The organism is Sphingobium sp. TomTYG72, from assembly GCF_055394715.1.
The window spans coordinates 1261757-1287667 of sequence record NZ_AP027336.1 but is presented as its reverse complement, the minus strand read 5'-3'; the positions used below and the strand labels follow the sequence as shown (position 1 = coordinate 1287667).

At 61.3% G+C, this 25911-nt stretch carries 24 protein-coding genes; 16 read left to right on the top strand and 8 right to left on the bottom strand.

What is annotated here, in order from left to right; all coding sequences use genetic code 11:
• Nucleotides 1-235: 235 nt before the first annotated feature.
• The 5 genes from mdh to lpdA all read left to right on the top strand — a co-directional run bounded on the left by mdh (nt 236) and on the right by lpdA (nt 7829).
• On the top strand, nt 236-1198 hold the full coding sequence (gene mdh / locus ACZ5U1_RS06525) for a malate dehydrogenase (protein WP_464779875.1): 963 nt from the start codon (nt 236-238) through the stop codon (nt 1196-1198).
• Between the two features lie 97 nt (nt 1199-1295).
• Complete coding sequence (gene sucD, locus ACZ5U1_RS06520) at nt 1296-2180, top strand: succinate--CoA ligase subunit alpha (RefSeq protein ID WP_449473339.1); 885 nt, start codon at nt 1296-1298, stop codon at nt 2178-2180.
• Between the two features lie 89 nt (nt 2181-2269).
• Nucleotides 2270-5065, top strand: coding sequence for a 2-oxoglutarate dehydrogenase E1 component (locus tag ACZ5U1_RS06515; protein WP_464779874.1), 2796 nt, complete (start codon nt 2270-2272; stop codon nt 5063-5065).
• Between the two features lie 8 nt (nt 5066-5073).
• Nucleotides 5074-6318: a 2-oxoglutarate dehydrogenase complex dihydrolipoyllysine-residue succinyltransferase gene (gene odhB / locus ACZ5U1_RS06510; RefSeq protein WP_464779873.1), complete on the top strand. Its 1245-nt coding sequence runs from the start codon at nt 5074-5076 to the stop codon at nt 6316-6318.
• 110 nt (nt 6319-6428) lie between these two features.
• A complete protein-coding gene (gene lpdA, locus ACZ5U1_RS06505) occupies nt 6429-7829 on the top strand; it encodes a dihydrolipoyl dehydrogenase (protein WP_464779872.1) in 1401 nt (466 codons plus the stop codon).
• 54 nt (nt 7830-7883) lie between these two features.
• On the opposite strand, the gene ACZ5U1_RS06500 is transcribed toward lpdA, so the two are convergent.
• From ACZ5U1_RS06500 to ACZ5U1_RS06490, 3 genes are all read right to left on the bottom strand, one after another.
• The gene (locus ACZ5U1_RS06500; protein WP_464779871.1) at nt 7884-8258 is read right to left on the bottom strand and encodes a GGDEF domain-containing protein; all 375 of its coding nucleotides are present in this window, start codon (nt 8256-8258) and stop codon (nt 7884-7886) included.
• Nucleotides 8255-9055: a hypothetical protein gene (locus ACZ5U1_RS06495; protein ID WP_464779870.1), complete on the bottom strand. Its 801-nt coding sequence runs from the start codon at nt 9053-9055 to the stop codon at nt 8255-8257. The genes ACZ5U1_RS06500 and ACZ5U1_RS06495 overlap by 4 nt, the downstream gene beginning before the upstream one ends.
• Nucleotides 9056-9193: 138 nt before the next feature.
• Nucleotides 9194-9862, bottom strand: coding sequence for an HAD family hydrolase (locus ACZ5U1_RS06490; protein ID WP_464779869.1), 669 nt, complete (start codon nt 9860-9862; stop codon nt 9194-9196).
• Nucleotides 9863-10017: 155 nt separating this feature from the next.
• Here ACZ5U1_RS06490 and glmU point away from each other — a divergent pair, with 155 nt between their 5' ends.
• The 3 genes from glmU to glmS all read left to right on the top strand — a co-directional run bounded on the left by glmU (nt 10018) and on the right by glmS (nt 14080).
• Nucleotides 10018-11310 carry a bifunctional UDP-N-acetylglucosamine diphosphorylase/glucosamine-1-phosphate N-acetyltransferase GlmU gene (glmU, locus tag ACZ5U1_RS06485; RefSeq protein ID WP_464779983.1) on the top strand — a complete coding sequence of 431 codons (1293 nt, stop codon included), beginning with the start codon at nt 10018-10020 and terminating at the stop codon, nt 11308-11310.
• Entirely contained in the window at nt 11307-12164 is an 858-nt protein-coding gene (locus tag ACZ5U1_RS06480) for a metallophosphoesterase (protein ID WP_464779868.1), read from the top strand. Before glmU ends, ACZ5U1_RS06480 begins: the two co-directional genes overlap by 4 nt.
• A 92-nt stretch (nt 12165-12256) precedes the next feature.
• Nucleotides 12257-14080: a glutamine--fructose-6-phosphate transaminase (isomerizing) gene (glmS, locus tag ACZ5U1_RS06475; protein WP_464779867.1), complete on the top strand. Its 1824-nt coding sequence runs from the start codon at nt 12257-12259 to the stop codon at nt 14078-14080.
• Here glmS and ACZ5U1_RS06470 read toward each other — a convergent pair.
• The gene (locus ACZ5U1_RS06470; protein WP_464779866.1) at nt 14067-14261 is read right to left on the bottom strand and encodes a KTSC domain-containing protein; all 195 of its coding nucleotides are present in this window, start codon (nt 14259-14261) and stop codon (nt 14067-14069) included. The two genes, glmS and ACZ5U1_RS06470, sit on opposite strands and share 14 nt — an antisense overlap.
• 293 nt (nt 14262-14554) lie before the next feature.
• On the opposite strand from ACZ5U1_RS06470, the gene hisC reads away from it, so the two are divergent.
• A complete protein-coding gene (gene hisC / locus ACZ5U1_RS06465; protein WP_464779865.1) occupies nt 14555-15637 on the top strand; it encodes a histidinol-phosphate transaminase in 1083 nt (360 codons plus the stop codon).
• On the opposite strand, the gene ACZ5U1_RS06460 is transcribed toward hisC, so the two are convergent.
• The 3 genes from ACZ5U1_RS06460 to ACZ5U1_RS06450 all read right to left on the bottom strand — a co-directional run bounded on the left by ACZ5U1_RS06460 (nt 15609) and on the right by ACZ5U1_RS06450 (nt 19713).
• Nucleotides 15609-16555 (bottom strand): IS630 family transposase gene (locus ACZ5U1_RS06460; RefSeq protein ID WP_464777875.1). Its coding sequence is split into 2 segments (ribosomal slippage): nt 15609-16219 and nt 16219-16555, totalling 948 coding nucleotides; the frame shifts between segments, so codons are not numbered across the junction. The genes hisC and ACZ5U1_RS06460 overlap by 29 nt on opposite strands.
• Nucleotides 16556-16793: 238 nt before the next feature.
• Nucleotides 16794-18407, bottom strand: a complete 1614-nt coding sequence (locus ACZ5U1_RS06455; RefSeq protein ID WP_196224076.1) for a carbon-nitrogen hydrolase family protein — start codon at nt 18405-18407, stop codon at nt 16794-16796.
• An 85-nt stretch (nt 18408-18492) separates the two neighbouring features.
• Complete coding sequence (locus tag ACZ5U1_RS06450; protein ID WP_464779864.1) at nt 18493-19713, bottom strand: NADP-dependent isocitrate dehydrogenase; 1221 nt, start codon at nt 19711-19713, stop codon at nt 18493-18495.
• Nucleotides 19714-19878: 165 nt separating this feature from the next.
• On the opposite strand from ACZ5U1_RS06450, the gene ACZ5U1_RS06445 reads away from it, so the two are divergent.
• Both ACZ5U1_RS06445 and ACZ5U1_RS06440 read left to right on the top strand, forming a co-directional pair.
• A complete protein-coding gene (locus ACZ5U1_RS06445; RefSeq protein ID WP_464779863.1) occupies nt 19879-20613 on the top strand; it encodes a phosphatidylserine decarboxylase in 735 nt (244 codons plus the stop codon).
• Complete coding sequence (locus ACZ5U1_RS06440; RefSeq protein WP_464779862.1) at nt 20610-21386, top strand: CDP-alcohol phosphatidyltransferase family protein; 777 nt, start codon at nt 20610-20612, stop codon at nt 21384-21386. The genes ACZ5U1_RS06445 and ACZ5U1_RS06440 overlap by 4 nt, the downstream gene beginning before the upstream one ends.
• Before the next feature lie 5 nt (nt 21387-21391).
• On the opposite strand, the gene ACZ5U1_RS06435 is transcribed toward ACZ5U1_RS06440, so the two are convergent.
• Entirely contained in the window at nt 21392-21619 is a 228-nt protein-coding gene (locus tag ACZ5U1_RS06435; protein ID WP_464779861.1) for a hypothetical protein, read from the bottom strand.
• Between the two features lie 245 nt (nt 21620-21864).
• Here ACZ5U1_RS06435 and rpsB point away from each other — a divergent pair, with 245 nt between their 5' ends.
• From rpsB to ACZ5U1_RS06410, 5 genes are all read left to right on the top strand, one after another.
• Nucleotides 21865-22623, top strand: coding sequence for a 30S ribosomal protein S2 (rpsB, locus tag ACZ5U1_RS06430; protein ID WP_196224072.1), 759 nt, complete (start codon nt 21865-21867; stop codon nt 22621-22623).
• Nucleotides 22624-22739: 116 nt separating this feature from the next.
• Complete coding sequence (tsf, locus tag ACZ5U1_RS06425; RefSeq protein ID WP_464779860.1) at nt 22740-23672, top strand: translation elongation factor Ts; 933 nt, start codon at nt 22740-22742, stop codon at nt 23670-23672.
• Between the two features lie 161 nt (nt 23673-23833).
• Nucleotides 23834-24559, top strand: a complete 726-nt coding sequence (pyrH, locus tag ACZ5U1_RS06420; protein WP_196224070.1) for a UMP kinase — start codon at nt 23834-23836, stop codon at nt 24557-24559.
• A gap of 6 nt (nt 24560-24565) precedes the next feature.
• The gene (gene frr, locus ACZ5U1_RS06415; RefSeq protein WP_460987776.1) at nt 24566-25123 is read left to right on the top strand and encodes a ribosome recycling factor; all 558 of its coding nucleotides are present in this window, start codon (nt 24566-24568) and stop codon (nt 25121-25123) included.
• A 43-nt stretch (nt 25124-25166) separates the two neighbouring features.
• Nucleotides 25167-25910, top strand: a complete 744-nt coding sequence (locus tag ACZ5U1_RS06410) for an isoprenyl transferase (protein ID WP_464779859.1) — start codon at nt 25167-25169, stop codon at nt 25908-25910.
• Nucleotide 25911 lies beyond the last annotated feature (1 nt).

The following is a 25911-nucleotide window of genomic DNA, read 5'->3' as shown; positions in this document are numbered from 1 at the left end:
GTAAATGGCCCGGACGCCTCCTTGTGAAAGGAAGCGCCCGGCAGGTGGCCGCTGCGGGACAAGTCAGCGCCAGGGTAGAAGCGCGTAACGAACAGGGGCGAAAAGGCCATTAATGCAACTGCGAATGAATTGCAAAGATAAATCTCCCAAACCCCGTTTAGTTGGTTGAATCATTAATGAGATCGGCTTAAGCGGGCGGGCAATCCCAATTTCCGTGCTTGGAGGATGATTGCATATGGCCCGTAAGAAGATCGCGCTGATCGGCGCTGGCAATATCGGTGGTACGCTCGCGCATCTCGCCGCTCTCAAGGGCTTGGGCGACATCGTCCTTTTCGACGTGGTCGAAGGCGTTCCTCAGGGCAAGGCGCTTGACCTGTCGCAGTGCGCTTCGGTCGAAGGCTTCGATGCCAAGATCACCGGTTCCAACGATTATGCCGACATTAAGGACGCCGACGTCATCATCGTGACCGCCGGTGTCGCCCGCAAGCCGGGCATGAGCCGCGACGACCTGCTGGGCATCAACCTGAAGGTCATGAAGGCCGTGGGCGAAGGCATCGCCGCCAACGCCCCCAACGCTTTCGTCATCTGCATCACCAACCCGCTCGACGCGATGGTGTGGGCGCTGCGCGAATTTTCCGGCCTGCCGCATAATAAAGTCGTCGGCATGGCGGGCGTCCTCGACTCGTCGCGCTTCAACCATTTCCTCGCGGAAGAGTTCAACGTTTCGGCCAAGGATGTCACCAGCTTCGTGCTCGGTGGCCATGGCGACACGATGGTCCCGGTGATCGAATATTCGACCGTCGCAGGCATTCCCGTCCCCGACCTCATCAAGCAGGGCCGTTCCACCAAGGAGCGCATTGACGCCATCGTACAGCGCACCCGTTCGGGCGGTGGCGAGATCGTCGCGCTGCTCAAGACTGGCTCGGCCTTCTATGCCCCGGCCACCAGCGCGATCGCAATGGCCGAAGCCTATCTGGGCGACAAGAAGCGTCTGCTGCCCTGCGCTGCCAATCTGACCGGCCAATATGGCGTCGACAATCTCTATGTCGGCGTGCCCGTGATCATCGGCAAGGACGGCGTTGAACAGGTTGTCGAGATCGAGCTCAACGACGAAGCCAAGGCGAACCTCCAGGTGTCGGTCGATGCCGTCAAGGAACTGCTGGAAGCCTGCAAGGGTATCGATCCCTCGCTCGCCTGAGCCAAGAGCTGCACCAGTGCGTCCCAGGTGAGTGAGCAGCCTGGGACATGCTGCCTTCATCTGAAGTGCCACGTCCACAGAATGCAAAGGGACTGACATGTCCATTCTGGTGAACAAGAACACCAAGGTCATCACGCAGGGTATGACCGGCGCCACCGGCACCTTCCACACCGAACAGGCGCTGGCCTATGGCACGCAAATGGTCGGCGGCGTCACGCCGGGCAAGGGCGGTACGACCCACATCGGCCTGCCCATGTTCGACACGGTTGCCGAAGCCAAGACGAAGACCGGCGCTGACGCTTCGGTCATCTACGTGCCGCCGCCATTCGCAGCCGATTCGATCCTGGAAGCGATCGATGCGGAAATCCCGCTGATCGTCTGCATCACGGAAGGTATTCCGGTGCTGGACATGGTTCGCGTAAAGCGTGCCCTGTCGGGTTCGAAGTCGCGTCTGATCGGTCCGAACTGCCCCGGCGTCCTGACCCCGAATGAATGTAAGATCGGCATCATGCCCGGTTCGATCTTCTCCAAGGGTTCAGTCGGCGTCGTATCGCGTTCCGGCACGCTGACCTACGAAGCCGTGTTCCAGACCACCAATGCGGGCCTGGGCCAGACCACGGCTGTCGGCATCGGCGGCGACCCGGTCAACGGCACCAACTTCATCGACGTGCTGGAACTGTTCCTGGCCGATGACGCCACCGAATCGATCATCATGATCGGTGAAATCGGCGGCGACGCGGAAGAGCAGGCTGCCCAGTTCCTGATCGACGAAGCCAAGCGCGGCCGCAAGAAACCGATGGCTGGCTTCATCGCTGGCCGCACGGCGCCTCCGGGCCGCCGCATGGGCCATGCCGGCGCGATCGTGTCGGGCGGCAAAGGCGACGCGGAAAGCAAGATCGCGGCGATGGAAGCGGCTGGCATCAAGGTTGCGGCCAGCCCGTCTGAACTGGGCTCGACGCTTGTCGAAGTTCTGAAGGGCTAAGCAAAGGCAGGCAAGGTGGCCGGGCTGCACCCCGGCCGTCTTTGATACCCCGCTTCGCGACTGCACGCGGTCGGCATGGGACTTAAGGCATGGGTTACGAGAACCAGGACTTTGAAACGGAGCGCGGGCCGAGCTGGGCACGCCCCAATTGGCCGCTGTCGGACACCGATGACCTGACCGGCGCGCTTGACCCGACGCAGATGCAGGTGGCCGTGAAGGCCGCCGCCAAGGCTGCGGGCAGGCCGGTTTCGGACGCGGATGCGGTCAGCGCGGCAGATGACGCGATCCGCGCGCAGCTGTTGATCCGGACCTATCGCGTGCGCGGCCATCTGGCGGCCAATCTCGATCCGTTGGGCCTCGTTCAACGGGATCTGCCTGCCGACCTGACGCCCGAATATCACGGCCTTAACGACGTTGATAAAAAGATCTATCTCGGCGGTACTCTGGGCCTGCAATATGCCACGGTAGGCGAGATCGTCGCGATCCTGCGTGCCAATTATTGCGGCAATGTCGGCCTGGAATATATGCACATAGCCGACGTGGAAGAGCGTCGGTTCCTACAGGACCGGCTGGAAGGCAAGAATAAGGAAATCCACTTCACGCCCGAGGGCAAGAAGGCGATCTTGTCCAAGGTGATCCAGGGCGAGCAGTACGAAAAATTCCTGGGCCGCAAATATGTCGGCACCAAGCGTTTCGGCCTGGACGGCGGCGAGTCCATGATCCCCGCGCTTGAAGCCATCATCAAACATGGTGGTGCGCTGGGCGTGCGCGAGATCGTTTACGGCATGGCCCATCGCGGCCGTTTGAACGTGCTCGCCAATGTGATGGCCAAGGGCTTCCGCGTCATCTTCCACGAATTTTCGGGCGGCACCGCCAACCCCGAGGATGTCGGCGGTTCGGGCGACGTGAAATATCACCTCGGCACCTCCACCGACCGCGAATTTGACGGCATCAAAGTGCACATGTCGTTAGTGCCTAACCCGTCGCACCTCGAAACCGTCGATCCGGTGGTTCTGGGCAAGGTCCGCGCGCAGCAGACCTTCCGCGATGATCTGGAAAAGCATGAGCAGGTTCTGCCAGTGCTGATCCACGGCGATGCGGCCTTTGCGGGTCAGGGGATCGTCTGGGAATGCCTCGGCTTCTCCGGCGTTTCCGGTTACAATACCGGCGGCTGCATCCATTTCATCGTCAACAACCAGATCGGTTTCACGACGAGCCCGCAATTTTCGCGCGGTTCCCCTTATCCGAGCGATGTGGCGAAGGGCGTTCAGGCGCCGATCCTGCACGTCAATGGCGACGATCCGGAGGCGGTGACCTTCGCATGCAAGCTGGCGATCGAATATCGCCAGACCTTCCATCGCGACATTGTGATCGATATGTGGTGCTATCGCCGCTTCGGCCACAATGAGGGCGACGAGCCGAGCTTCACCCAGCCGCAGATGTACGCGAAGATCCGCCAGCACCCCCCCGTCAGCGACGTCTATTCGGCGCGGCTGAAGGCGGAAGGCGTAGTTGACGATGATTTCGTCAACAAGGTGACGGGCGATTTCGTCAACCATCTGGAAGAAGAGTTCGAGGCGGCCAAGAGCTACAAGGCCAATAAGGCCGACTGGTTCGCCGGTCGCTGGTCGGGCCTGCACAAGCCAGCCGACGCTGAAACCGCCCGCCAGAATGTGGAAAGCGCGATCAGCCAAAAGCTGTTCGATAGCCTGGGCAAGACACTGACCACCGTTCCCGAAGGCCTCAACGTCCATAAGACGCTGAAGCGCGTGATCGACGCCAAGGCGGAGATGTTCAAGAACGGTGTGAACTTCGACTGGGCGACCGGCGAAGCGCTGGCTTTTGGCTCGCTGCTGTCGGAAGGTTATGGTGTTCGTCTGTCGGGTCAGGACTCGGGACGCGGCACCTTTAGCCAGCGTCACGCGGTCTGGGTCGATCAGGACAGCGAGAATAAATATATCCCGCTTTCGACCGTGCCGCATGGCCGCTTCGAGGTGCTGGATTCGCCGCTTTCCGAATATGGCGTGCTTGGCTTTGAATATGGCTTTGCACTGGCTGACCCCAAGAGCCTCGTGCTGTGGGAAGCGCAGTTCGGCGACTTCGCCAACGGCGCGCAGATCGTGTTCGACCAATATATCGCCTCGTCGGAAACCAAGTGGCTGCGCTCCAACGGCCTCGTCTGCCTGCTGCCGCATGGTTATGAAGGGCAGGGGCCGGAACACAGCTCGGCGCGTCTGGAACGCTTCCTTCAGCTCTGTGCGGAAGGGAATATCCAGGTCGCGAACATCACGACCCCGGCCAATTATTTCCATGTCCTGCGTCGTCAGATGCTGCGCTCCTTCCGTAAGCCGCTTATCATAATGGCGCCGAAGTCGCTGCTGCGGCACAAGCTGGCGGTGAGTAAGGCCGAAGACTTTGTGGGTGAGACGCATTTCAAACGCATCCTGTCCGATCCCCATGCCGCAGCGGATGCCGATACGAAGCGGCTGGTTCTGTGCTCGGGCAAGGTTTTCTATGACCTTATGGAAGCGCGCGACGCGGCAGGTGATAAAGATGTGCAGATCCTTCGCATCGAGCAGATCTATCCCTTTGCCACGGAAGCATTGGCCACGCGCATCAAGCGCATGACGAAGCTTGAAGAGGTGGTCTGGTGCCAGGAAGAGCCGCGCAACAATGGCGCCTGGTTCTTCGTTGAACCTTATGTCGAGGAAGCGCTGGCGCAGGCAGGGAAGGCGCCGATGCGCGCGCGTTATGCGGGCCGCAAGGCTGCCGCTTCGCCCGCCACGGGCCTCGCCAAGCGCCACGTCGCCGAACAGGGCGCCCTTGTAGCCGATGCGCTGGGTCACAGCGTTCGTGAAGAAATCCGCCGCCAGAAGAAAGGCTGACACAGCTCATGGCAACTGAAGTCAAAGTCCCCACGCTGGGCGAATCCGTTACCGAAGCGACCGTTGGTCAGTGGCTGAAGAAGCCCGGCGAGGCGGTGAAGGCCGATGAACCGATCGTCAGCCTGGAAACCGACAAGGTGGCGGTGGATGTGCCCGCACCGGTCGCGGGAACCTTGGGCGACATCATCGCCAAGGAAGGCGACACGGTGAACGTCGGCGCGCTGTTGGCGATGATCAACGAAGGCGTTGCCGCCGCTGCGCCTGTGGCTGCCCCGGCTTCCGCTCCGGTTGCCAAGGCAGAGGCTGCGACGCCTGCTCCTGCGACTTCGGCGCCTGCCGATGAGGATGAGGGTGGGAATCTGACGCTGTCGCCAGCCGTTCGCCGCCTGGTGCTGGAGCATGGACTCGACCCGAGCAAGATCAAGGGCACCGGCAAGGACGGCCGCCTGACGAAGGATGATGTGATGGCCGCCGTGGCTGCGGGCACGGCCAAGGCGACGGCGTCGGCACCGGCCGCGGCGCCAGCTGTCGAGGCGCCTGCTGCTGGCCCGAGCCGTCGTCAGGAGCGCGTCAAGATGACGCGCCTGCGCCAGACGGTCGCCAAACGCCTGAAGGAAGCACAGAATAACGCGGCGCTGCTCACCACCTATAATGACGTCGACATGACAAATGTCATCGAAGCGCGCGCGAAGTATAAGGACCTGTTTGAAAAGAAGCATGGCGTCCGCCTGGGCTTTATGGGTTTCTTCACCAAGGCCGTCTGCATGGCGCTGCGCGACATTCCAGGCGTCAACGCGCAGATCGAGGGTGACGAGATCGTCTATAATGACTTCGCCGATATTTCGGTGGCCGTGTCGGCCCCGAACGGTCTGGTCGTGCCGGTGATCCGCAACGCTGAAAGCCTTAGCGTCGCCGACATCGAAAAGACGATTGGCGGCTTTGGCAAGAAGGCCAAGGAAGGCACGCTGACCATGGAAGATATGAAGGGCGGAACCTTCACCATCTCCAATGGCGGCGTCTTCGGTTCGCTCCTGTCGAGCCCCATTATCAACCCGCCCCAGTCAGCGGTTTTGGGCCTGCATCGTATCGAGGACCGTCCGGTCGTCCGTGACGGCCAGATCGTCATCCGTCCAATGATGTATCTGGCGCTCAGCTACGACCATCGCCTGATCGATGGCCGTGAAGCGGTGACCTTCCTCGTCGCGGTCAAGAACGCGATCGAGGATCCGACCCGTCTGCTGATCGACCTCTAAAGATCAACCTTTCATTCCGTTCGGGCTGAGCCTGTAGAAGCCCTGTCCTTTCTAGGGGACGAAAGAAAAAGTAATGCCCTCTGGCAGGCTCAGGGCGAACGGAGATTGAGATGGCTGACTTCGATTATGACGTCCTGGTGATCGGCGCGGGTCCGGGGGGCTATGTCGCGGCCATCCGCGCGGCTCAACTGGGTCTCAAGACTGCGTGCGCCGAGAGCCGTGAGACACTGGGCGGCACCTGCTTGAATGTCGGCTGCATTCCGTCGAAGGCTCTGCTTCACGCGTCGGAGCTTTATGAGGAGGCCGCAGGTGGCGCGCTCGCAAAGCTGGGCGTCAAGATCGACAAGATGAGCCTTGATCTGGATACCATGCAGGGCCAGCGCAAGGATGCCGTGAAGGGCCTAACGGGCGGCATCGAATTCCTGTTCAAAAAGAACAAGGTCGACTGGTTGAAGGGCCGGGCCAGCTTCACCGGCGCGAACACGGTCGATGTTGCGGGCAAGGCTGTGACCGCGAAGAATATCATCATCGCGACGGGTTCCTCCGTGACGCCGCTGCCGGGCGTCGAAGTGGACAACGACAAGGGCCTGATCGTCGATTCAACCGGCGCTCTGGAACTGGACAAGGTTCCGGATCACCTCGTCGTCATCGGCGGGGGCGTCATCGGGCTGGAATTGGGTTCGGTCTGGCGCCGTCTGGGCTCGAAGGTGACGGTCGTCGAATTTCTCGATCAGATCCTGCCGGGCATGGATGGCGAGGTTCGCAAGGAAGCGAACAAGATGTTCAAGAAGCAGGGCTTTGAATATAAGCTCGGCACCAAGGTCACGGGCGCCAAGGCGCATAAGAAGGGCGTCAGCCTGACGGTTGAACCCGCTGCGGGCGGGGCTTCGGAGACGATCGAGGCCGATGTCGTGCTGGTGTCGATCGGCCGCCGTCCCAATACCGACGGGCTGGCTCTGGACAAGATCGGCCTTGAACTCAACGCGCGCGGACAGATCGAAACCGATCATGACTTTGCGACCAAGGTCCCCGGTGTTTGGGCCATCGGCGATGTGATCCCCGGCCCGATGCTGGCGCATAAGGCTGAGGACGAGGGCATCGCCGTTGCGGAGAACATCGCCGGGTTGACCGGGATCGTGAACCACGCGGTGATCCCGTCGGTGGTCTATACCAAGCCTGAGATTGCAGGCGTCGGCCTTACCGAGGAAGCCGCCAAGGAACGCGGTGCGGTCAAGGTCGGCAAGTTCCCGATGATGGCGAACAGCCGCGCCAAGACCAATCATGAGCCCGACGGCTTTGTGAAGGTGATCGCCGATGCGGAAACCGACCGGGTCCTGGGCGTGTGGATCATCGCGACCGTGGCTGGCACGATGATCGCGCAAGCGGCACAGGCGATGGAATTCGGCGCATCGAGCGAGGATATCGCCTATACCTGCCACGCGCATCCGACGCATAGCGAAGCGATCAAGGAAGCCGCGATGGCGGTCATGGGCAAACCGATCCACATGTGATCGGCGCCTTTGGCGAAGTTGGAAAGGGCCGCCGCTGTGCGGCCCTTCTGCTTTTCAGGCGCTGGCGATGCGTGGCGTGGATGCCGCCGCTATGGTTGGCGAGGATAGCGCGCGCCGGATGCAGACGCGGTTCCGGCCACGCGCCTTCGCATCATAGAGTGCTTTGTCAGCGCGAGCGATGGTGTCGTGGATTGACGTGTCGCTGCGTTGAGTGGTCGATAGGCCAAAGCTGGCGGTCAACGGACGGCTGAGCCGCAGTTGTGTTGCAATCGTCGCGGTGAAGCCTTCGCGCAATTTGTTCGCGATCTCCGCCGCATGTGCTGCATCGATGCCCGGTAGGAACAGGACAAATTCCTCTCCACCGAAGCGGGCCACGACCGCGCCCTCCGGAGCCATTGTGGTTAGAAGACGAGAAAGCGCCCGGATCACCTGATCGCCGGATGCGTGACCATATTCGTCGTTGATGGTCTTGAAATGGTGATGTCACAGACAATGAGACTTCCTGCGGGCAGCTCATCCGATTGCCTACGCTGGATGGCGTCATCGAATCCCCGACGATTGAAGAGGCCGGATAACGGATCGACCATGGCTTCCCGCTGGTAGCGGCTCAGTATGTCGATCACCTGCGTCGCAAGAGCAGCGAAGGCGAGAAACAAGCCGAATATGCATGCAAGCGCCTGCATCAAAAAGGCATATTCGCCGGTGAGGAAGTCGCCATTCTCCGACAGCGTGAGCGGGACAGTGGTGCCGCGAACGAAATTATCCAATGCGACGAGCGACGCAGCGGCGAACAACGTCCGATCGGCCCCTGTACGCAAGTGATCCTTCGCCGCGACAAGGGGAAGTCCGATCAGCAGGAAGCAGCCAAAGTCCGAGGCGACCAGCTCGAGCGGCAGATTGTCCATCGCATAGGCGAGGATGCACAGCAGGATCGAGCCGCCCCAGATCATCAGCCGCGCCGTCAGAAGCCAGGATGGTCGCCAGCGTTGCAACAGGGCCTGACCGAAAAGCAGGAACCCGGTGGCAAACAGCAGATCGGCGATGATGCTCCAGACAGGGTCTGGGATTGCGGCAAAACCAACGGGTGCCGCAAATCCTGCGGCGACGCAAAAGAAGGCCGCGCTCCACCAGGCAGCGGCTCGCACATGCCAGTTACAGATGATCAGGAACGCGATGCCAAAGCTGGCCATCATGATCGGCAGGAAGAAAGCGAAATTTTCTCCCATGCTGACCGCCTTTACCTGCTGTTACCCGGAAGATCGACAGCACGAAGCCGCCGTTGGGGCGGCGGTATAAGCCTTTGTTTAAAAAATACTTCCAAAATCGACGAGATGTTCATCCGCTATGGATCAAACGGCCGACGATCAGCCTGGCCAACCTTCGAGAAGCGGCATCAGTTCATCGAAATGATCTATGACCGCGTCTGCTTCCAATTGTTCGACGGGGCCGTCGAGGAAACCGAAGCTGACCGCTATGCTTGGTACTCCCGCGTTACGAGCGCCCGCGATGTCGTTGATCGTGTCGCCGAGGAATATCGTGCGGCCGCCGCCAGCGCGCGCGATCATCTCGTGGATCGGCGCTGGATCCGGCTTTGCTACGCCAAGCGTGTCGCCGCCAATGACGCTGACGAAGCGTTCGGAAAGGCCGATCTGATGGAGCAGGGGAATGGTGAAGCGTTCAGCCTTGTTCGTGCAGATCGCAAGTTTTACGCCTGCCCTGTCCAATGCCTCCATGGCGCCCATGAGGCCGGGATAGGGAACCGAATGGATGGCGAGATTCTGCTCATAATAATCGAGCAACGTCGGCAGCATCCGAGCCAGCAGGGCGTCATCATAGCCGCCCGATGCGGTTAGCGCCCGTTCCAGCATGACTTTCGCGCCCTTGCCCACGAATGGGCGGATGGCATCGACGGGAAAAGGCAGGCGGCCATCGGTCGCGATCGCGTAATTGACTGCCGCGGCGAGGTCGCCGCTCGTGTCGAGCAAGGTGCCGTCGAGGTCGAAACCCACTATATCGAAGGGAATGCTGGTCATGCGCGGCTCATGCGGCCTCTCCGGTGGCAAAGGCAAGGCAAACGTGGCAGAGAGCGATCAGATTCATAACCTTCCTGCTAAAGAGGACGCGTTCCGCCGTGACCGCCACCCGCCCACTCGCCGTCATCATCCTTGCCGCCGGGCAGGGCACGCGCATGAAGTCCGCCAAGCACAAGGTGCTCCATCCGGTCGCGGGGCGGCCAATGTTGCTGCACCTGCTGGCCAGTGTCGCGGAGCTTCAGCCCGAGCGGCAGGTCGTCGTGGTTGGCGCGGGCCGCGAGCAAGTGGAAGCCGCTGTTGCCGGAACAGGCGCGGTGATCGCCGTGCAGGAGCAGCAGTTGGGAACTGGCCACGCGGTTGCCCAGGCGCATGACGCACTTGCCGGTTTCGCTGGTGACATATTGATCCTCTATGGCGATGTGCCGCTGGTGCGGGCAGAGACCATGCGGGCCATGCTGGACCGTTTGAACCTGGGTGATGACCTGCGCGCCGTGGTGCTGGGCTTCAGGCCGGAGGACGCGGGCGCCTATGGGCGGATCATCACCAGTGGGCAGGGCATCATCGACAAGATGGTCGAATATAAGGATGCCGACGCGGCCGAACGAGCTGTGACGCTGTGCAACTCCGGCCTGATGGCTGTGCGGTCGACCGACCTTTTCGTGCTGCTCGACAAGATCGGCAACGACAACGCGGCGGGCGAATATTATCTGCCCGACATCATCATGCTGCCCGGCGCCCAAAGTGCCGTCATCGAAACCGAGGCTTGGGAAGTGGCTGGCGTGAACAGCCGTGCGGAGCAGGCCGTGATCGAGGCTGCCTGGCAGGACCGGCGGCGCGGCGAAGCGATGCGTGATGGCGTGACGCTGGTGGCGCCGGAAACCGTTTTCTTCGCGCATGACACCGAACTTGGTCGTGATGTCCTGGTCGAGCCGAATGTCGTATTTGGGCCGGGTGTGACGGTGGCCGACGATGTGGTCATCCATGCCTTCTCGCACATCGAGGGCGCAACCATCTCCAAGGGTGCAGAGATCGGCCCCTATGCCCGACTGCGTCCCGGAGCCCAAATTGGCGCAAAGGCGAAGGTCGGCAATTTCGTCGAAATCAAAAAGGCGGAACTGGGCGAAGGCGCTAAGGTCAACCACCTGTCCTATATTGGCGATGCCACCGTCGGGGCAGGCGCGAATGTCGGCGCGGGTACGATCACCTGCAACTATGATGGCTTTTTCAAATATAAGACGGAAATCGGCGCGGGGGCGTTCATCGGCTCCAACAGTGCGCTGGTCGCCCCGGTCAGGATCGGCTCAGGCGCGATCGTCGGGGCAGGGAGCGTGGTGACCAAGGAGGTAGAGGCGGACGCTCTTTGCCTCGTCCGGCCCGCGCAGGAGGGCAAGCCCGGATGGGCGGCGCGTTTCCGCGCTGGCATGCAGGCGCGTAAAGCGGCCAAGTGAAATCCCCGTTCAGTCGTGGCGGATGCTTTTGGGCGCTGCTTCTGCTTGGCCTGATCGCGGCAGGCTCTTGCATCTGGCTTTTCACCAATGCGCGGGCTACGCCCATGGTGCGCCGGATAGACATTGCGCTGCCATTTCCGGAAGGCGCGCCGCAGCGGCCGGTAACGGTCGCACTGATGACCGATACCCATCTGTCGGGGCCGGATAACAGTCCGAAAAGAATGGCGCGGATCGTGCGTCAGGTGAACGGCCTAAAGCCCGATCTTATCCTTTTGGGCGGGGACTATATCGGCGATCATAAGGGCGGTGCGGTTTATGATCCGCAAGCGAGTATCGCGCCCTTTTCGGCTCTGCGCGCCCCAATGGGCGTGCTGGCGATACTCGGCAATCATGATGCGCGCCGTTACGCGAAGATCAGTCGCACCCAATGGCGCGCCCTTTTCCGGCGGATCGGGATCACCCTTCTGACCGACCAGGCTGTGCGCCGGGGGCCGCTGGTGATCGGCGGGTTGCGCGATATTTACACCGACCGCCCGGATGTCCCTGCCGTGTTGCAGGAGATGAAGGATATCGGCGGCGCGCAGATAGTCCTTTCCCACGGGCCTGACGTTTTCCCCTCCCTGCCCGACAGGCCCCTGCTGGCGTTGGTCGGGCACACGCATTGTGGTCAGGTGGCGCTGCCCTTTGCTGGGATTGTCTATGTGCCGTCCCACTTCGGCACCCGCTATGCTTGTGGTGCCTATCTCGATGGTGCGAAGTCCATGGTCGTATCGGCGGGGATCGGCACCAGTGGCCTGCCGATCAGACTGCTCTCGCCGCCCGATGTCTGGTTGGTTACAATTCGTCCAGAATGACTGTCTACCCTGTCGCTGTTCCGTCGATCATGGCATAGGTGGGCGCGGAACGGGTTGGTCGTTTGTTTGCATAGCTTTGAGGCTCAGGATTCATGTGCGGTATCATCGGGATCATCGGTAAGGACGATGTGGCGGAGCGTTTGGTCGATGGGCTGAGGCGCCTGGAATATCGCGGCTATGACAGCGCGGGTGTCGCGACCGTTTATGAGGGCGCGATCGAGCGGCGGCGGGCGGAGGGCAAGCTTGCCAATCTGGTGAAGGAATTGGCGAATAATCCGCTGCCGGGGACGACAGGGATCGCGCATACCCGCTGGGCCACGCATGGGGCGCCGACGACGAGTAATGCGCATCCGCATGCGACCAATGAAGTGGCGCTGGTGCACAATGGGATCATCGAGAATTTCAAGCCGCTGCGGGAGGAGCTGACCAGCCGTGGACGTCGTTTCGATAGCGAAACAGATACGGAAGTTGTCGCGCATCTGGTGAGCGAGTTGGTGGAGCAGGGCGCTTCGCCGAAGGACGCGGTGGCGCAAGTGCTGCCCCGCCTGCATGGTGCATTTGCGCTGGCCATCCTGTTCCGCAGCCATCCCGGCATGCTGATCGGCGCGCGGCTGGGGTCGCCGCTGGTCGTGGGCTATGGCGAGGGTGAGACCTATCTGGGCTCCGACGCGCTAGCGCTGGCGCCGTTGACCCAGCGCATTGCCTATCTGGAGGAGGGCGACTGGGTCGTCATCACCGCAGAGGGTGCGGAGATTTTTGACAAGGACAACAACCCTGTCGAGCGGCCAATCACCATTTCCGGCGTGACCGGCGAGTTGATCTCCAAGGGCAATCACCGCCACTATATGCTCAAGGAAATCTACGAGCAGCCGGTGGTCGTCGCTCAGACGCTGAAGTCATACCTTCAGCGGATGGAAGACCGGGTGTCGCTCCCCATTCCGGATTTCGACCTGGGGGCGATCCGCCGCGTCACCATCGTTGCGTGCGGCACCAGCTATTATGCGGGGATGGTCGCCAAATATTGGGTGGAGCAATTCGCTCGCGTCCCCGTCGATATCGATGTGGCAAGCGAGTTCCGCTACCGCGCGCCCGTGATGGAGGATGGCGGGCTGATGATCGTCATCAGTCAGTCGGGCGAAACCGCTGATACGCTGGCCGCGCTCCGCCATGCCCGTAGCGAGGGGCAGAAGATCGCGGCGGTCGTCAATGTGCCCACCAGCACCATGGCGCGGGAGGCTGATCTGCTGTTGCCGACCCATGCCGGGCCGGAAATCGGTGTCGCGTCGACCAAGGCCTTTACTTGCCAGCTGGCTGTTCTGGCGGCATTCGCGGCGAATCTGGCGCGGGCCAGGGGGCGACTGGATGCGAAGGGCGAGAAGGAGCTGGTCCGTCACCTCGCCGAAGCGCCTGCCGCTCTTAACGGCGCGCTGGCCTATGACGAGTCGATCGAGGGCATGGCGCACCTGATCGCGGGGGCGCGGGACGTGCTCTATCTGGGCCGGGGTCCGGATTATCCGCTGGCGCTGGAAGGGGCGCTGAAGCTCAAGGAAATCAGCTATATCCACGCCGAAGGCTATGCGGCCGGCGAGATGAAGCACGGGCCGATCGCGCTGATCGATGACAAGGTGCCGGTGATCGTTCTGGCGCCGAGCGGACCGCTGTTTGAAAAGACCGTCAGCAACATGCAGGAAGTGCAGGCACGCGGCGGCAAGGTGGTGCTGATTTCCGACTATGACGGCGTGAAGGCGGCGGGCGAGGGCTGCATCGCTACGATCACCATGCCCAAGGTCCATCCGCTGATCGCACCGATGGTCTATGCCGTGCCGGTGCAGTTGCTCGCCTATCATGTGGCGGTGGCGAAGGGGACCGATGTCGATCAGCCGCGCAATCTGGCAAAGTCCGTCACCGTCGAGTGAAGGGAAAGCGATCGCGGATGTGATGGTTGAAAAAGCCGCCCTTCGAGGCCGCTTTGGTCATCTTTGCGGCCAGATTTTCCGGCACATCGAAATAGCTGTAACGCTTTCCGCTCACGAACTGGACGTCCAGCCGATGTTCGGCGGCGTCATAGTGAAATTCGCGAATGGCTGTCGATGGCACGGCTTATGTAATGATCGATGGCTGAAGATGTTTCATGTTCGAGCGGTGGTGTGGTTTCGATCCCGTGCAGTTGTCCTTTCTCGTCGTCCCAGCGGCAAGCTGGGAGCTCGTGAGGCGAGTTCGAGTGCCATCGACCGAGATGCCAGCGTGCGCTGGCATGACGAAATGAGGAGGGTCGGCTGGCGATCAAAATTGGCCGTCACCCGGGAAAGCTCGCTTCCAAGAAACTGTCATTCAGATCGCGCTCAACCTATAGATTGAGTTAAGAGCCCTTCACTATTAGCACCACCGCCATGAGCCGTTTTTGGAGCCAGTTTGTTCACGATCTCCAGCCGTATGTGCCGGGAGAGCAGCCTCCTATTCCGGGCTTAGTGAAACTTAACACTAATGAATTGCCAATGGGACCGGCCCCTTCTGTGCTGACGGCGATCAGGCAAGAGGCTACTTCTACTCTCAGATTGTATCCTGACCCTCAGTCATCAGCCTTGCGGGATGAGATTGCCGCTTATCATGAGGTGGATGGCGACCAGGTTTTTGTAGGCAACGGTTCTGATGAGGTACTGGCCCACACCTTTGCTGGCTTGCTCAAGCACGATGCGCCGATACTGTTCCCGGACATCACCTACAGCTTCTACCCTGTCTACTGTCGCCTGTACGGGATCGAGTACGAGACGGTGCCGCTGGACGTGGGATTTCACTTGCGCGTTGATGAGTATCGCCCCGGTAACGGCGGGATCATATTTCCTAATCCTAATGCACCCACAGGCATCGCCGTCAGCCTTGCGGAGATTGCTCGTCTGCTGGAACGGCATCCAAACGTGCCGGTGGTAATTGACGAGGCTTATGTCGATTTCGGTGGAGAGACGGCGATCCCGCTCATCGCCGATCATCCTAATCTTTTGGTCGTTCGCACCATGTCCAAGTCGCGTGGACTGGCGGGACTGCGTGTCGGCTATGCGGTTGGCGATCGAGCCTTGATCGAGGCGCTTGTGCGAGTGAAGGATAGCTTTAACTCATACCCGATCGATCGTTTGGCTCAAGTCGGTGCCATCGCCTCACTGCGCGACGAAGCCTATTTCCAGCTGTGCCGAAAACAAATCATGCAGGCGCGCGATGTAATGGTCGATGGCCTCGAAGCGCTCGGATTTGGAGTCCTGCCATCAGCAGCCAATTTTGTATTGGCATGCCATCCCCGGCACGATGGAGCTACGCTCGCGGCGCGCCTCCGCGAAGCGGCTATACTTGTGCGGCATTTCAATTTGCCTCGCATCAGCAACTATCTCCGCATTACGGTAGGAACCGACGAGCAAATTCGTCTGCTGCTGAACAGTTTAGAGCGGTTTTCGATCAGTCTGGATCATAGCCGCACGAGCTGAAGTAGTTGGCACATTCGGCGGGCTGGAAGATGTCCACGAGCCTGCCGATGAGGCCCCACAGGCCGCTGACGGTGCGCTCACCTGCTTTTCGGAGCATGGCCTTGAGGCGAGAGAAGGCCTTCTCGATCGGGTTGAAGTCGGGGCTGTAGGGCGGCAGGAAGCGCAGCGCTGCCCCTGCCGCCTCGATCCGGTCGCGGACAGCGGGGCGCTTATGGCTCGACAGATTGTCCATGATGACGACGTCGCCAGGCCGCAGCTCCGGTACGAGAACCTGCGCGACATAGGCTTCGAACCAGTCACCGTTGATCGGACCGTCCAGCACCATCGGTGCGACCATGCCGCTCATGCGGAGGCCCGCGACCAGCGTGGTGGTCTTGCGATGGCCATGCGGGTATCCCATCCGCAACCGCTCGCCTCTGGCACAACGGCCGTGACTGCGGGCCATGTTGGTGGCGGTCCACGTCTCGTCGATAAACACCAAGCGTTCCGGCTCCAGATCGACCTGGTTCTCGAACCAGTCGTGGCGCTGCCTCAGGACGTCGGGGCGGTCTTGCTCGATGGCATGCCCAGTCTTTTTTTGCGCGTCATGCCTCGTCGGGCGAAGAAGCGGTGCAGCCCGGCAACCGACACCGTCAGGCCCGCTTCGGCCAAGGCAATGCGCAGTTCTTCGAGCGAGATGTCCTTGCGCGCCTCCCACAAGGCCAGGATATCGGCGGCTCGCTCCTCCACTCGGCGGGATCGCATGTCGCCGCCTTGCGGCTTGGGAGCGAAGGCGCCGGTTTCCAGACGCTGCGCCTGCCAGCGAATGGCTGTCGATGGCGCAACCCCAAAGCGCGCCGCCGCTCCTCGGCAACTCAGCCCGCCATCAATCGCCGCCAGAAGCCGCGTGCGCAAATCCATCGACAGAGGGTGACCCATCCATGCCGGCCTCCTTCACCAGCACAGATTCTGAATCACAAATCAGACCGGAGGGAAATCCCTCATCGATTCAAAACGGTCGAAAACCGCTCTAGAGAGAATAACGCTTCGCCGCGACTAACTGACGGACGTTCGCAATGCGCTTGAAGATACCGCTCACCGAACTGTCTCCTGACCACCCATCCAAGACATTCCTGTGCATGAGCTAGGGAGCGAAAGGTAGCCACGCTCGCTTTTTTCACCCACCGCCAGGCGCATTGTGGCCTCCAGCGGGCACCGGGCCGCCGCTCGGCGCATGGGCATGATCGGGGCTGCTGTCCCAGTCGATATGATAAAGGTCGAAGCGGCGATCGCGGAGGTTGCGTACCGTGCCTTCCGCTCGCGCCCAGCTGAGGTCGGCTAGGTTGACGTCCGCCATGGTCAGCGTTTCGACATTCTCGGTGGACTCCGCTGCGATGCCATCCCGGGCGAAGGGTAGGTCGCAGGGGGTCAGGATGGCGCTTTGCGCATATTGGATGTCCATGTTGTCGACGTTGGGCAGGTTGCCGACATTGCCGGACATGACGACATAGCATTGGTTTTCGATCGCCCGCGCCTGCGCGCAGTAGCGCACGCGCATATAGCCGAGGCGCGAGTCGGTGCAGAAGGGAACGAAGATGATGCGCGCGCCCTGATCCACGAGGCGGCGGGCGAGTTCGGGAAATTCGCTGTCATAGCAGATGAGGACGCCGATCGGGCCGCAATCGGTCTGGATCACGTCCAGCGAATCGCCGCCCTTGATGTTCCACCAGAAAGCTTCGTTGGGGGTCGGGTGGATCTTTTCCTGCGTGTGGACCGATCCGTCGCGCAGGGCGACATAGGCGATGTTCTGGATGTCGCCATCGTCGGCGCGCGTCGGGTGGGAGCCGCCTATGATGTTGATATTATATTCCAGCGCCATGCGCGTCAGTTCCTTCGTCAGACGCGGTGTGTAGCCGGTGAGCTTGTCTATCGCTTCCAGCGGAGACAGTTTCCTGGTTTCGAAGGAGAGCAGGGGGAGAGTGAACAATTCCGGGAAGACGATGAAGTCGGAGCGATAATCTGCTGCAACATCAACGAAATATTCGATGTTGCGAATAAATTCATCGAAGTCGGCGACGGCGCGGGCCTGAAGCTGGCAGGTGGCTAGGCGAACGCTCTCGACGCCGCGCGGCACCCGCATTTCGGGCGCTTCGTCGGGATCGACATATGGGTTGCGCCAGACGAGATGCGCGGCGTGACCGTCGGACTGCTTGTCTTCGGGCAGATAGTTTTCAAGGACGCCGAGCGGTTCGAACTGGTTCTTGAGCTGGAAGCTGATGACTTGGTCGCGCAGCCTGCCCTGGACCACCTTGTCGAGGTAATCGGCGGGGCCGTCGACCCGGCGTTTCGCTCGGGCATAGCCGGGCATGCGGCCCGCGATGACGATGCCGTGCAGGTCTAGCTCTTCGGCCAGTTCCTTGCGCTCGTCATAGAGCCGCTGGCCGATACGCAGCCCGCGCAGCTTTGGATCGACCGCCATTTCATAGCCGTAGAGCCATTCGCCGGCGGCACTGTGCCGGGTGCCGAAGCCGTTGGCGGTGATTTCTTCCCAATCATGGAAGGAAAAGGCCATCGATCGGCTGACGCGCATGGTCGCGCAATAGCCGACGATCTTGTTGTCATAGAGGGCGACGAAGCAACCGTTCGGGAAATTGTTGATCTGGCCGCGCAGGGTTGCGAGCGAATAGTTGGCCATGCCGGGATAGACGCGCGCGATCAGCCTTTGGATGCCGCGAACGTCGGCGGGCACGGCGGTGCGGACCTCCAGCCGTTTGCGTGTTGCTGTCGTCATCGCCGATCTCCCGCCATGGAAAAGGCGGCGCCGTTGGACGGCACCGCCTTATTCCGTTTCCGTACTGAATGCCCAAAAGGCTGGATCAGTTCCAATTGCCCATGGCGGTTTCGAGGTTCACGCGGATCGCCTCGAAGAACTGCTCGGTGGTCATCCATGCCTGATCGGGACCGATCAGCAGGGCAAGATCCTTGGTCATCGCGCCGCTTTCCACGGTTTCGATGCAGACCCGTTCCAGCGTTTCGGCGAACTTCGTGACTTCCGGGGTGTCGTCGAACTTGCCGCGATAGGCCAGGCCCTGCGTCCAGGCGAAGATCGACGCGATCGGGTTGGTCGAGGTCTGCTTGCCCTGCTGATGCTGGCGATAGTGGCGGGTGACGGTGCCGTGCGCGGCTTCCGCTTCGACGGTCTTGCCATCGGGCGAGAGCAGGACGGAGGTCATGAGGCCCAGCGAGCCGAAGCCCTGCGCGACGGTGTCGGACTGCACGTCGCCGTCATAATTCTTGCACGCCCACACGAACTTGCCGCTCCACTTGAGGGCAGAGGCGACCATGTCGTCGATCAGGCGGTGTTCGTAAACGATGCCCTGCGCCTTGAACTGATCGGCAAATTCATTGTCGAACACTTCCTGGAACAGGTCCTTGAAGCGGCCGTCATAGGCCTTGAGGATCGTGTTCTTGGTCGACAGATACAGCGGCCATCCGCGATCGAGCGCATAGTTCATGCTGGCGCGAGCGAAGTCGCGGATCGAATCGTCCAGATTGTACATGCCCATGGCGACGCCCGGGCTGGGGAAGTTGAAGACGTCTTTCTCGATCTTCTCGCCGTTCGCGCCGTCCCAGACCATGCGCAGCTTGCCGGGGCCGGGAACCAGGAAGTCGGTGGCGCGATACTGGTCGCCGAACGCGTGACGGCCGATGACGATGGGGTCGGTCCAGCCCGGGACCAGGCGGGGCACATTCTTGATGACGATCGGTTCGCGGAACACGACGCCGCCCAGGATGTTGCGGATCGTGCCATTGGGCGACTTCCACATTTCCTTGAGGCCGAATTCCTCGACGCGCGCTTCGTCCGGGGTGATGGTGGCGCACTTAACGCCGACCCCATATTGCTTGACCGCATTGGCGCAATCGACGGTGATCTGGTCGTTGGTTTCGTCGCGCTTTTCGACGCTCAGGTCATAATATTTGAGGTCGATGTCGAGATAGGGGAGGATGAGGCGCTCACGGATCCACTGCCAGATGATCCGCGTCATTTCGTCGCCGTCGATCTCCACGACCGGGTTTTTGACCTTGATCTTCGCCATGCGCCTCTTCGCCTTCTTCGTTTGGATGCAATTGCGACACGCCCTAGGGAAAGCGGCGGCAATGTTCAACTGCGCAATGGCGTTCGCCGGGCATCAGGTTTTGCCAGACCTCGGCGCAGGATCGGCCGTTGTCACTGCAAGTGACTGTCCCTAAAGACAGGTGCCATGGAAAATGACGAAATCACCGTCGCCTTGGGCGGCAATGTGAAGTGGCGCTTCCCTTCGGTGCATCCGGAGGGGATGAAATTCGGCCTGATTGCTGCGGCAATTACGATAATGCTGTTCCTGGTAGGCTGGACGATACCCGGCTGGCTGATGGTGATGGTGACGATCTGGGTGTTCGCTTTCTTCCGCGATCCGGTGCGCGCCGTACCGCAGGATGAGAGGGCGATCGTGGCGCCTGCCGACGGCCTGGTGACGCTGATCCAGCGCGTGCCGCCGCCGCGTGAAATGGCTGGCGCGGATGGCCTTGGCGATCAGCCGATGATCCGCGTTTCGATCTTCATGAGTGTGTTCGACGTTCACATTAATCGCACGCCGATCGGCGGGACCGTGAAGTCGGTCGTCTATATTTCGGGCAAGTTCCTGAACGCCGACCTCGACAAGGCGAGCGAGGATAATGAGCGCCAGCATATCCTGGTGGAGCGGCATGACGGACTGCGCGTCGGCTTCACCCAAATCGCGGGGCTGGTGGCGCGGCGGATCGTGCCGTTCGTGAAACCGGGCGACATGATCGCGGCGGGGCAACGGATCGGGCTTATCCGCTTTGGCAGCCGCGTGGACGTATACCTTCCCGCTGGAACGGCGCCGCGCGTGGTGCTGGGGCAAAGGACCGTTGCAGGCGAGACCATCCTGGGCCAGATTGGCGACATGCGGGTCATTTCGGGTATCCAGCAATGAGGCAGCGGCGCGCTATCCCGCGTGGGCTTCGCCGGGGCATCACGCTGCGGATGGTCGCGCCCAATGCCGTCACCGCAATGGCGCTATGCTTTGGCCTGACGGGCGTGCGCTATGGCATTTCCGGGGAGTGGGAGAGGGCGGTCCTGTCTATCCTGATCGCGGGCGTGCTTGACGGGCTCGACGGTCGCATCGCTCGGCTGCTGCGTGGGGAAAGCCGATTTGGGGCTGAACTGGATTCGCTGTCCGATTCGATCGCCTTCGGTGTCGCTCCGGCGCTGATCCTGTATCTCTGGTCATTGCACGCGATGCCCAAGTTCGGCTGGATATTCGCTCTAGCGCACGCTCTGTCATGTGCGCTGCGGCTTGCTCGTTTCAACGCCAATATCGACGCGGATGAGCAGCCGCATAAGTCGGCTGGATTCCTGACGGGAGTGCCAGCGCCAGCGGGAGCAGGCCTGGCGTTCGTACCGCTTTATCTATGGCTGGTGACGGGGCAGGAAATATTCCGTGCCTGGTATGTCGTCGCGCCCTGGACCGCCTTCACGGCTTTCCTGATGATATCCAGCGTTGCCACCTATAGCTGGTCAGCGCTTCGGTTGCGCAAGCGGATCAGGTTGGAAGCCATCGCGGTAGCGGGGCTGATGGCCGCGTTGCTGATTACCGACCCCTGGCTGACGCTGCTTTTCATCTGCGCCATCTATCTGGTGACCATCCCGTTTGGCATCATGTCCTATGCGCGGGTGCGCCGTCAGCAGGCTGCCACCAGCGCTTAAGCCGATCAGGCAGCGACGATACCGCTCGCGAGGGGCCGGACGGCGAGTGTCGGACGAAGTTCAGCGCGGCGGCGACTAATGCGCAGACGATAGACCGGTGGCTCCTGCGGGATCGGTTCGAACAGCAGAGCGGCGATCATCTTGTCGCGATAGAGCGCGAACATGCCGACGATCGTGGAAGCGGCCAGCAGGAAGGCCGCGAAGAAAACGGTAGCTGCAACAAGGGTGAACATGAGGCCGCTCACTTTTCTGTGCTAGGGAACCGAGGTCCCGATGAAGGCTGCAAACCGGCCAAATCGCCCGTTTGTTCCATATGTTCACTATATGTTCTCAACTTCCATACAAGTCAACCCCTTGCGTCACGGCGTCTCCGGGGGTAAGGGCCGCGCCATTCCACATGGGAATCACACATATCCGGTGCTGACGGCGTGACGCTCAGTTCCTGATTCCCAGAGGTCAAACCGGAAGGAGAACTATTATGGCGGCACCTGTCGTCACCATGCACCAATTGATCGAGGCTGGCGCCCACTTCGGCCACCAGACCCACCGCTGGAACCCGCGCATGAAGCCGTACATCTTCGGCGAGCGCAACGGCATCCACATCCTTGACCTGTCGCAGACCGTGCCCCTGTTCGGCCGCGCGCTCGACTTCGTGTCGGCGACCGTCGCTGCCGGTGGCAAGGTGCTGTTCGTCGGCACCAAGCGCCAGGCGCAGGACCCGATCGCTGAAGCCGCCCGCAAGTCGGGTCAGCACTTCGTCAACCATCGCTGGCTGGGCGGCATGCTCACCAACTGGAAGACGATCTCGGGCTCGATCAAGCGTCTGAAGACCCTTGAGGAAAAGCTGTCGGGCGATACCCACGGCTTCACCAAGAAGGAAGTCCTTCAGATGACCCGCGAGCGCGAGAAGCTCGAACTGTCGCTGGGCGGCATCCGCGACATGAACGGCATCCCCGATGTCATGTTCGTGATCGACGCCAACAAGGAAGAGCTGGCGATCAAGGAAGCCAACACGCTGGGTATCCCGGTCGTCGCGATCCTCGATTCGAACGTCTCGCCCGACGGCATCGCTTTCCCGGTTCCGGCGAATGACGACGCCAGCCGCGCGATCCGCCTCTATTGCGACGCCATTGCGGCCGCCGCCACCAAGGGCAACCGAGGTGCGCAGCAGGCTTCGGGCGTTGACCTTGGTGCTCTGGACGAGCCCGAAGTTGAAGAGGTCGCCGCTCAGGCCTGATCCCGCGGTCTTCGAACTGCAAGATTAAGAGGCTAGGGCGCGCTCCACCGGAACGCGCCCTAGTGCTTATTCGAACCCCGTTTATTTGAACCCCATCGAAATTTAGGAGCCGAAACATGGCCGAGATTACCGCTGCTGCCGTCAAGGAACTGCGCGACCGTTCGGGCGCGGGCATGATGGACTGCAAAAAGGCGCTCGCTGAAGCCAATGGCGACATGGAAGCCGCCGTTGACTGGCTGCGCGCCAAGGGCCTTGCCGCCGCGCAGAAGAAGTCGAGCCGCACCGCTGCTGAAGGTCTGGTCGGCGTTGCCGTCGCTGGCACCAAGGGCGTTGCCGTTGAAGTGAACAGCGAAACCGACTTCGTAGCGAAGAACGACCAGTTCCAGGACTTCGTCCGCACCGTGGCACAGGTTGCCCTGGCCAGCGGCGCGACCGATGCAGATGCGCTGTCGTCGCAGGCTCACCCGGCGGGTGGCACGATTTCCGAAAAGCTGGTGTCCAACATCGCCACCATCGGTGAGAACCAGACTCTGCGCCGCATCGGTCAGCTTGAAGTGAGCCAGGGCGTTGTTGTTCCCTACGTTCACAACGCCGCTGCGCCGGGCCTCGGCAAGATCGGCGTGCTGGTCGCGCTGGAAGGCGACGCGCCTGCCGACGTTCTGGAGCCGCTGGGCAAGCAGATCGCGATGCACATCGCTGCCGCTTTCCCGCTGGCGCTGTCGGCCGATGACATTGATCCTGCAATCATCGAGCGCGAAGCTGCGATCGCGCGTGAAAAGAACGCCGACAAGATTGCTGGAAAGTCCGAAGAGATCGCTGCCAAGATCATCAATGGACCGGTCGAAAAGTTCCGCAAGGAAAACGCTCTTCTGACGCAAGCCTTTGTGATGGATGGCAAAACTCCGGTACAGGAGGTCATCGCGGCGGCGGCGAAGGGCGCTGGCAAGTCGATCACGCTGAAGAACTATGTCCGCTTCCAGCTCGGCGAAGGCATCGAGAAGGAAACGAGCGACTTCGCCGCTGAAGTCGCTGCGGCCGCGGGCGTTTGATCCGGGCCTGATCCGACAGAATGTTCGCTTAGGGCGGCATGCGGGGAGCAACGCTTCTCGACAAGCTGCCCAAGCACGCTAAGGACTTCACAGAATGGCGCGCGCTGCCTAAGGTGCGCGCCATTCCTTTGTCTGCTCCAATTGATGGAATTTTACCCCGCATGACTCGTCCGCCGTTCAAGCGCATCTTGCTGAAACTCTCGGGCGAAGTGCTGATGGGACAGGGGCAATTCGGCATCGAGCCGGAAACCGTGAACCGTGTCGCATCCGAAATCGCTGCGGCGAAGGATGCGGGCTTCGAAATCTGCGTCGTTGTCGGCGGCGGCAATATCTTTCGTGGCCTGGCGGGCGCAGCTAAGGGCTTCGACCGTACGAGCGCGGACTATATGGGCATGCTCGCCACCGTCATGAACGCGCTGGCGGTGCAGAATGCGCTGGAAAAGATCGGCTATGACACGCGCGTGCAGTCGGCGATCCCGATGGCGACCGTGTGCGAGCCCTATATCCGGCGCAAAGCGGTGCGGCACATGGAAAAGGGCCGGATCGTCATCTTCGCGGCGGGCACCGGCAGTCCTTTCTTCACCACCGATACGACCGCGGCACTGCGCGCGGCCGAGATGAACTGCGACGCGCTGTTCAAGGGCACCAGCGTCGACGGCATTTATAATGCCGACCCCAAGAAGGTAGCCGACGCTGCGCGTTATGATGAGATCAGCTTCGACAAGGTGCTGAACGATAATCTGAAGGTCATGGACGCGAGCGCCATTGCTCTCTGCCGCGAAAACAATATCCCCATCGTCGTATTCAACATCCGCGAAACCGGCAATCTGACAAAGGTGCTGGCCGGGGACGGAGTTGCAACGATCGTGCAAAATCAGGAGCGCTGAAAGACCATGGCTCAATATGACAAGGCCGACCTCGAACGCCGCATGCACGGCGCCGTCGAATCGCTGAAAGGTGATCTGGCGGGTCTGCGTACCGGCCGGGCCAATATCCAGTTGCTCGATCCGGTCACGGTCGAAGTGTATGGCGCGCATATGCCGCTCAACCAGGTAGCCACCGTCTCCGCTCCCGAACCGCGCATGCTGTCGGTGCAGGTGTGGGACAAGAGCAATGTCGGTCCCTGTGACAAGGCGATCCGCTCGGCGGGCCTTGGCCTCAATCCGATCATGGACGGCCAGACGCTGCGCCTGCCGATCCCCGACCTGACCGAGGAACGTCGCAAGGAACTGGCCAAGCTCGCCAGCAAATATGCCGAGGGCGCCCGCGTCGCCGTCCGCAACGTTCGCCGCGATGGCATGGACCATCTGAAGGCGGATGAAAAGAAGGGCGAAATCAGCGAGGACGAACGCAAGCGGCTGGAGACTGAGGTGCAGAAGCTGACGGACAGCACCATCGCGGATATCGACGCGGTCACAGCGTCCAAGGAGAAGGAAATTCTCGGCCAGTAAGCCGGGACGCTCCCTCCGTGTTCATCGCTCGCGCGCAACCCTGATGGCCAGCCAAGCCAAATCCGACTTCGCTCATGACGGCGCGTCCGGTCATGGCGCGCGCCATGTCGCCATCATCATGGATGGTAATGGCCGCTGGGCGAAGAAGCGGTTCCTGCCGCGTATCGCAGGGCATCGGGCTGGCGTCGAAGCTGTCCGCAGGGTTGCTCGGGCCGCGCGAGACCTTGGGCTGGAATGTTTGACGCTCTACGCCTTCTCCTCGGAGAATTGGAAGCGGCCGGCAAATGAAGTGGCGGACCTTATGGGGCTGCTGCGGCGCTTCATCGAGTCGGACCTCGACGAATTTCACGCTAATGGCGTGCGGTTGCGGGTGATCGGCAACTATCAGGCGCTTGATCCGTCTCTCGTTGACCTGATCGAGCGTGCAGTGGCGCGAACCGCGTCCAACAATGGACCTATCATCGCGATCGCGCTTAATTATGGCGCGCAGGATGAATTGGTGCGAGCGGTCCAGACTATCGCGCAACGGGTGCGGGCTGGCGAAATCGATCCCGAAGCCGTTCGGTTGGAAGATGTTGAAGCCGGGCTGGACACGGCTGACCTGCCGCCGCTCGACCTGCTGATCCGGACGTCGGGAGAGCAGCGGCTGAGCAATTTCATGCTGTGGCAGGCGGCGTATGCCGAGCTATATTTTACCGATATGCTCTGGCCCGATTTCGATGCGAGGGCGCTTGCCGAGGCGCTTGACGCGTTCCGTTTGAGGGACCGCCGCTTCGGCGGGCTTTGAC

Excerpts from the sequence above, each read along its gene's own strand:
- mdh (WP_464779875.1), top strand. The coding sequence starts at position 236 with ATGGCCCGTAAGAAGATCGCGCTGATCGGCGCTGGCAATATCGGTGGT.
- sucD (WP_449473339.1), top strand. The coding sequence starts at position 1,296 with ATGTCCATTCTGGTGAACAAGAACACCAAGGTCATCACGCAGGGTATG.
- ACZ5U1_RS06515 (WP_464779874.1), top strand. The coding sequence starts at position 2,270 with ATGGGTTACGAGAACCAGGACTTTGAAACGGAGCGCGGGCCGAGCTGG.
- odhB (WP_464779873.1), top strand. The coding sequence starts at position 5,074 with ATGGCAACTGAAGTCAAAGTCCCCACGCTGGGCGAATCCGTTACCGAA.
- lpdA (WP_464779872.1), top strand. The coding sequence starts at position 6,429 with ATGGCTGACTTCGATTATGACGTCCTGGTGATCGGCGCGGGTCCGGGG.
- ACZ5U1_RS06495 (WP_464779870.1), bottom strand. The coding sequence starts at position 9,055 with ATGGGAGAAAATTTCGCTTTCTTCCTGCCGATCATGATGGCCAGCTTT.
- ACZ5U1_RS06490 (WP_464779869.1), bottom strand. The coding sequence starts at position 9,862 with ATGACCAGCATTCCCTTCGATATAGTGGGTTTCGACCTCGACGGCACC.
- glmU (WP_464779983.1), top strand. The coding sequence starts at position 10,018 with ATGAAGTCCGCCAAGCACAAGGTGCTCCATCCGGTCGCGGGGCGGCCA.
- glmS (WP_464779867.1), top strand. The coding sequence starts at position 12,257 with ATGTGCGGTATCATCGGGATCATCGGTAAGGACGATGTGGCGGAGCGT.
- hisC (WP_464779865.1), top strand. The coding sequence starts at position 14,555 with ATGAGCCGTTTTTGGAGCCAGTTTGTTCACGATCTCCAGCCGTATGTG.
- ACZ5U1_RS06455 (WP_196224076.1), bottom strand. The coding sequence starts at position 18,407 with ATGACGACAGCAACACGCAAACGGCTGGAGGTCCGCACCGCCGTGCCC.
- ACZ5U1_RS06450 (WP_464779864.1), bottom strand. The coding sequence starts at position 19,713 with ATGGCGAAGATCAAGGTCAAAAACCCGGTCGTGGAGATCGACGGCGAC.
- ACZ5U1_RS06445 (WP_464779863.1), top strand. The coding sequence starts at position 19,879 with ATGGAAAATGACGAAATCACCGTCGCCTTGGGCGGCAATGTGAAGTGG.
- ACZ5U1_RS06440 (WP_464779862.1), top strand. The coding sequence starts at position 20,610 with ATGAGGCAGCGGCGCGCTATCCCGCGTGGGCTTCGCCGGGGCATCACG.
- ACZ5U1_RS06435 (WP_464779861.1), bottom strand. The coding sequence starts at position 21,619 with ATGTTCACCCTTGTTGCAGCTACCGTTTTCTTCGCGGCCTTCCTGCTG.
- rpsB (WP_196224072.1), top strand. The coding sequence starts at position 21,865 with ATGGCGGCACCTGTCGTCACCATGCACCAATTGATCGAGGCTGGCGCC.
- tsf (WP_464779860.1), top strand. The coding sequence starts at position 22,740 with ATGGCCGAGATTACCGCTGCTGCCGTCAAGGAACTGCGCGACCGTTCG.
- pyrH (WP_196224070.1), top strand. The coding sequence starts at position 23,834 with ATGACTCGTCCGCCGTTCAAGCGCATCTTGCTGAAACTCTCGGGCGAA.
- frr (WP_460987776.1), top strand. The coding sequence starts at position 24,566 with ATGGCTCAATATGACAAGGCCGACCTCGAACGCCGCATGCACGGCGCC.
- ACZ5U1_RS06410 (WP_464779859.1), top strand. The coding sequence starts at position 25,167 with ATGGCCAGCCAAGCCAAATCCGACTTCGCTCATGACGGCGCGTCCGGT.